The sequence below is a fragment of the Shewanella sp. Sh95 genome, from assembly GCF_001308045.1.
Lineage (GTDB): Bacteria > Pseudomonadota > Gammaproteobacteria > Enterobacterales > Shewanellaceae > Shewanella > Shewanella xiamenensis.
In genome coordinates, this window is sequence record NZ_LGYY01000041.1 from 1 (window position 1) to 643 (window position 643).

1 pseudogene is annotated in these 643 nt (G+C 47.0%); it reads left to right on the plus strand.

Features of this window, described 5'->3' with window-relative positions:
* Window positions 1-58: 58 nt before the first annotated feature.
* A pseudogene (locus tag AEA42_RS03360) lies at window positions 59-643 on the plus strand (IS630-like element ISSpu8 family transposase); the annotation flags it as partial.

Sequence of the window (643 nt, forward strand, 5' to 3'; positions counted from 1 at the left end):
ATACCAATTATATTAATTATGTGATCTAATTGGTCATCAGTTTTTAATCATACAAAATATGAATAATCCCCACATCGCAGCCTTAGTAAAATCGGAGAAAAGTGCACGCAAACGTATGCGCTATCTTGCCTTACTCCATTTCACTGAAGGTCATTCTCGTACCGCCATCGCAAGCATGCTTAAGGTCAGTAGAACCAGTGTCAATCGCTGGGTCACCGCCTATTTAACCCATGGGCTGACTGGCCTTGACGATGCGCCCAATCCGGGCCGTCCTGCGACACTGTCCATCGCACAACAAGCTAAGCTTAAAGCGTTCGTACAGCACAGAAGTCTATCTGAACAAGGTGGCAGGTTGATGGCCAAGGATGTCGGCCTATTTATTCAGTCTGAATTTGGTGTGACGTTCAAGCAAGCAAATATCTACCGCTTGCTGCATCAACTTGGCTTCTCATGGATTACCACTCGCTCTCGCCACCCGAAACAATCTGAGGCTATACAAGAGGCTTTTAAAAAACTTCCGGATGGCAACGATCCTTAACACACCTGGGCACGTTGCACTCGATCGCATTGACGTTTGGTTTCAAGATGAAGCCCGCTTTGGCCAACAGAATACCACCACCCGTATTTGGGCTGAGAAAGGGAC